The organism is Microcystis sp. LE19-41.2A (assembly GCF_027530405.1).
GTDB lineage: Bacteria > Cyanobacteriota > Cyanobacteriia > Cyanobacteriales > Microcystaceae > Microcystis > Microcystis aeruginosa.
This window is the reverse complement of sequence record NZ_JAPZQJ010000247.1, coordinates 1-4,739: the sequence shown is the minus strand read 5'-3', so window position 1 is coordinate 4,739 and position 4,739 is coordinate 1. Positions and strand designations below refer to the sequence as shown.

The 4,739-nt window shown below is 42.3% G+C and carries 7 protein-coding genes; 5 read left to right on the top strand and 2 right to left on the bottom strand.

What is annotated here, in order from left to right:
* Positions 1-651: RNA-guided endonuclease InsQ/TnpB family protein (locus O9290_RS10990; RefSeq protein ID WP_288087047.1), on the bottom strand; the 651-nt coding region annotated here is incomplete at its 3' end.
* Positions 652-685: 34 nt separating this feature from the next.
* The gene (locus O9290_RS28180; RefSeq protein ID WP_353852135.1) at positions 686-868 is read right to left on the bottom strand and encodes a hypothetical protein; all 183 of its coding nucleotides are present in this window, start codon (positions 866-868) and stop codon (positions 686-688) included.
* A gap of 50 nt (positions 869-918) precedes the next feature.
* On the opposite strand from O9290_RS28180, the gene tnpA reads away from it, so the two are divergent.
* From tnpA to O9290_RS10965, 5 genes are all read left to right on the top strand, one after another.
* Positions 919-1,320, top strand: a complete 402-nt coding sequence (gene tnpA, locus O9290_RS10985) for an IS200/IS605 family transposase (RefSeq protein WP_288057207.1) — start codon at positions 919-921, stop codon at positions 1,318-1,320.
* 148 nt (positions 1,321-1,468) lie between these two features.
* The gene (locus O9290_RS10980; protein ID WP_002762922.1) at positions 1,469-1,954 is read left to right on the top strand and encodes a Tic20 family protein; all 486 of its coding nucleotides are present in this window, start codon (positions 1,469-1,471) and stop codon (positions 1,952-1,954) included.
* A gap of 292 nt (positions 1,955-2,246) precedes the next feature.
* On the top strand, positions 2,247-3,620 hold the full coding sequence (locus tag O9290_RS10975; protein ID WP_287703471.1) for a gluconeogenesis factor YvcK family protein: 1,374 nt from the start codon (positions 2,247-2,249) through the stop codon (positions 3,618-3,620).
* A gap of 173 nt (positions 3,621-3,793) precedes the next feature.
* A complete protein-coding gene (gene psb34, locus O9290_RS10970) occupies positions 3,794-4,102 on the top strand; it encodes a photosystem II assembly protein Psb34 (protein WP_002734380.1) in 309 nt (102 codons plus the stop codon).
* A 252-nt stretch (positions 4,103-4,354) separates the two neighbouring features.
* Positions 4,355-4,567 (top strand): DUF3134 family protein, encoded by a 213-nt coding sequence (locus O9290_RS10965; protein ID WP_002762915.1) that lies wholly within the window; start codon positions 4,355-4,357, stop codon positions 4,565-4,567.
* Positions 4,568-4,739: the final 172 nt, after the last annotated feature.

Genomic DNA, 4,739 nt, shown 5'->3' with positions numbered 1-4,739 from the left:
TCTTAGTCGTTTTAATCGTTTCTTTAACGGTTTCGGTGCGTCTATCTTTTCTCCTGTTGAGAGGGTAGCAAAGGTAGCAATCCCTAGATCAATTCCCACTGACTCCCCATTATTGGGAAGTATTTCGGACTGAATCTCGACGACAAAACTAAGAAAGTATCGATCTGATGCGTCTTTGATCACGGTGACGCTAGAAGGTTTAGAAGGTAATGGGCGACTCCAAACTATTCTTAAATCACCGATTTTCGCTAAAGTAACGCAGTGTTGGTTAACGGTAAAACCATTATCGGTAAATCTTGCTAATTGTTTAGATTTACGCTTCTTAAATTTAGGAGGTTTGACTTTCTTTCCTTTTCTCTCTCCCTTGCAAGATGCAAAGAAGTTAGAGTAAGCAGTCTCTAAGTCTCTCAAAGACTGCTGTAAAGGGATAGAAGAAACCTCGGTTAACCACTGTTTTTCTTCTGTTTTCTTGACTTGAGTTAGTCTTTTAGATAACTCAGTATATTTTGGCTTTTTCTCCCCTTGTCGATAGAGTTCTTGACAGTAAGCTAAGGTATCGTTCCAGACAACGCGCACACACCCGAACAACTGAGACAAAAGCCTCTTTTGTTGGTCTGTTGGGTAAATACGGTATTGATACCTTGCTTTCATTGGGTTAAGATATGTGTGTCTGTATTTATTTTAACTAGGGTTTGCTGAATAAATCTAAAAACCTTGTTGGATAAGACTTTTGGACTTTTTTCCCCTCAAAAAGTGCCAGCCATTGCGGGGATAGGGGGGAAAATTCAGGTACTTTTTCCCTGAAAATTAGGTAGTTGACCACATGAAAATCGATCAAACCCCACACCCCACACCCCACACCCCACACCCTGCCCCCAGAAAAGCTTTTTCAGCAGCCCCTAACTAGGTCTGTTAATAATGTCAAGTCAGTTGCGAAGAGAAAGAAACTCTGTTTCCGATTTAAAGATACACTTGGTCTGTGTGACAAAATACAGAAGAAAGGTTTTTACTGGTAAAAGTCTGACTTTGGTTGAAAAATCTTTTAGGGAAGTTGCGGAAAAGATGAATTTTCAGATATTGGAATTTAACGGGGAGTCTGATCATGTACACGCATTGATTGAATACCCACCGAAACTATCTATTTCCGTGATGGTCAACTCTTTAAAGGGAGCCTCTAGTCGTAGGTATGGACAAGCTGGTTATCCTAAGCCATACGGGAAAGACGCTCTTTGGTCGCCCAGTTATTTTGTATCTTCTGTAGGAGGTGCGCCACTGGAAGTTCTTAAGTGCTACATCAAAAATCAGGAAAAGCCGTCGTAAAACGACGGGGTTTTAACCCAAATTTTCGATAACTCGATCGAGGTCCAAGAATCTTCGGCCTCGATCAATTTCTTCAGTTACGCGAAGTCTGATGGGCTGCCGGGTTATCTTGAAGAGAGTTAGCAGTAGTCTCAGGAGACAATAGATTATGACTTGGCGCGGCTCAACCGATACAAAAGATCGCATTTTTGCAGCTTTAGTATATCTTTTACCCTTATATTCGGCCTTTGCCTTCGGGATCTTTATCTTTCAGCAAATTCCTTTTTTAGGAGCGGCCTTAGCAATAGCCTTATATCCCTTAGCTTTTCTCTATAGTTCTCTGGGAAGCTTTGGCAGTTTAATTATCTTTTTCGTCCTCTTTTTCGCCGTGGTACGCAATCCCCGCATCAGTCATTTTATCCGCTTTAACACCATGCAGGCGATTTTAATCGAGATTTTGGTGTATTTATTGGGATTGGTCTTAGGTTTCGTCGCTAGGGGTTTAGGGGCGAATTTAGTGGTAGAAACTCTTTTTAACGTCGTCTTTTTGGGAGCATTTGCCGCCTGTGTTTACAGCATTATACAGTCGGTTATCGGCAAATACGCCGATATTCCCACAATTTCCGAGGCGGCCTATTCTCAAGTGGGAGGTTAGGTCAGGCTGGCTGAATAAATCTAAAAACCTTGTTGGGTAAGACTTTTAGACTTTTTGGCAATCAAAAAGTACCAGATATGGGAGTGATCGGGGGGAAAATCCCTGGACTTTTTCCCTGAAAATTAGGTAATTGACCTCCTCAAAATCGGGAAAACCCTACACCCTACACCCCACACCCCACACCCTCTCCCCACAAAAAACTTTTTCAGCAGACCCTAATTAAGCTTGAGTTTGTCCCCTTTTTCGGCTACAGTCTCTCCAGAATCAATGCGTTCGCTGCCAGGCCACATCTATGAGTCCATTTAAACAGACGCTACGGGAACTCAACGCTCAGAAGGGAAAAATAGCCGCTTCTGTGGGCAGAAAAACGCCTAAACGGGTTAATCGTTGGTTTAAATGGCTTTCTCCCGGTCTTTTTGTCAAACGCTGGCTTTTAATCAGTTTAACCGGTGTTTTTCTCACCTCCTTCGGTTTGGCTATTTGGGTAAAATTAACCCCAGTTAATCGCTTTTTAGAGTTTGTTTCCCAAGCATTAGAAACGATCGCCCGTTTGGTCCCTAATTCTGTTTCCGGGCCGCTGGCGGTTTTGTTGGGTGTCTTTTTGTTATTCTGGGGTCAGAGTCGCACTGTCGAAACGATTACAGAAGCACTACAACCGGACGCATCGGAGGAATTAGTCGATCTCCTACGCACCCATCGTCGTCTCCATCGCGGCCCGAAAATCGTGGCCATCGGTGGCGGTACGGGTTTATCGACGCTTTTACGCGGTTTAAAACAGTATAGTTCTAATATCACCGCTATTGTCACCGTAGCTGATGATGGCGGTTCTTCAGGCCGATTACGTCGGGAAATGGGCATTTTACCCCCGGGGGATATTCGCAATTGTATCGCCGCTTTAGCCGATGAGGAAAAGTTATTAACGGAATTGTTTCAATATCGCTTTCATGCCGGGGATGGTTTATCGGGCCACAGTTTTGGTAATTTATTTATCAGCGCTATGACCGAGATTACCGGCGATCTGGAACAGGCGATCGATGCTAGTGCCAAAGTTTTGGCCATTCGCGGCAAAGTGCTACCTGCTACCCTTACCGATGTTAGTCTCTGGGCTAAGTTAGCCGATGGGCGCATTATTGAGGGAGAATCGAAGATAACCGAAGCTATGGGGCAAATTCGTCAGATTGGCTGTCATCCTGCCGATCCGGTCGCTTTACCGGCTGCTTTAGCGGCAATCAAGGAGGCAGATTATATTATTATCGGGCCGGGTAGTCTTTATACCAGTATTATCCCTAATTTGTTGGTTCCCGCAATTCGTCAGGCCCTAGCACAGGTGACAGTCCCCCGTGTCTATGTTTGTAATATTATGACCCAGCCGGGGGAAACGGATAATTATTCGGTGGCTGATCATATTCGGGCGATCGAAAAAGTCTGCGAGGAACGCATCTTTGATGCAGTTTTAGCCCAAAGAACTGCACCATCGCCCCAATCTCTGCAATTATACGCCCAAGAGCATAGTCATCCTGTGTTTTTAGACCGCGAGGAGGTGGGAAAAATGGGTTATCGCATTGTTTTAGCGAATGTAATGGCAGAAGATGAAGTTACTGCCAAAGTTAGTCATGATCCCCAACGTTTAGCGCGAGTTTTATGGCGCTGGTATGCTAAAAAGTGAATAGCGAGTTGACTAAATGTTTTTATCTAGCTTTGTCAAGTTATAAAATCATATTTTTTGCTTTAATTTGCCGACATTAGCCAAATTTGCTGATTAAAGCCCTAGGAAAAAATTAGCCTAAAAACCATTTCGCCTTATTCTGTGTTATACTCAGATTTTGAAGAGAGATGATCATGCACTACTCTACTAAATCTAATCAAGAGACAGGTGCGACAGTCTATTCCCCAAGCGATGGAAGTGAATTAATTCCTGCTGAGGTTAAACTAGATATAAACGGGCAAAACTATCAATCACTTAATATACCTCTCCCAGAGGGCTATACAGTAGATGATGAAGGAATCATCAATAACTATGGTAGCGAACCCAAGATTTATCTATCAAAATCCCCATCTTTAGAACAGCAAAAATGGTATATTTTGCAAGGAGTAGGGGCGGTTTTGTTGGTTGCTTTGGTGTTATTAATCACCTTTTCCGTTAGCTAGATAAAAACCGTAGGATTGACATTTAAGTTGAGCGAGACAGGAAAACTTTAATTTACACCATAGAGTCTGCATCCCAAGTATCGGGAGCATATATTGGAACCGACTCTATCTATCTGTCCAAATAGTAAATCTGACAGCTGAACTTTTTTGCTTTGCTAAACTTGACAATTTTTTTCAGTTTTTTGTGGGTTGCTTCGTGATCAACAATAGAACAACCAATAGAGTTAACTTCTCAAAGGAAATTCAACAGGTATGAAATTTAATCCTTCTCTTAGTCAAGAACCTCGCTATCAGGCAATTCCTGTTATGCAGATAACTTCCAAAGAAACCCTTCTCCATTGGTTAGAACGGACAGGAAGATTAAAATTACGTCAATCTGATGCTCATCCCGATTTGCAAATTTTAGAAGAACTAGACGATATTATCGATCCAGATAATTATGCTATAGAAGAAGAAGAAGAATAAATAGTCTTAAGTAGGTGGGTGGAATTAAATATGGTTCTTCGTTACTTGGTATGGTTCGATAGGGGGGCATAAATCGACTAAATCCTTATCTGGCAAGAGACTTAATTGATTAGTTCGCTCTAGATAAGAAATAATTGACAAAAATCGCTAAATGCCTTTCTATATAAGGGTT

Excerpts from the sequence above, each read along its gene's own strand:
- O9290_RS10980 (WP_002762922.1), top strand. The coding sequence starts at position 1,469 with ATGACTTGGCGCGGCTCAACCGATACAAAAGATCGCATTTTTGCAGCT.
- O9290_RS10975 (WP_287703471.1), top strand. The coding sequence starts at position 2,247 with ATGAGTCCATTTAAACAGACGCTACGGGAACTCAACGCTCAGAAGGGA.
- tnpA (WP_288057207.1), top strand. The coding sequence starts at position 919 with ATGTCAAGTCAGTTGCGAAGAGAAAGAAACTCTGTTTCCGATTTAAAG.
- O9290_RS10965 (WP_002762915.1), top strand. The coding sequence starts at position 4,355 with ATGAAATTTAATCCTTCTCTTAGTCAAGAACCTCGCTATCAGGCAATT.
- psb34 (WP_002734380.1), top strand. The coding sequence starts at position 3,794 with ATGCACTACTCTACTAAATCTAATCAAGAGACAGGTGCGACAGTCTAT.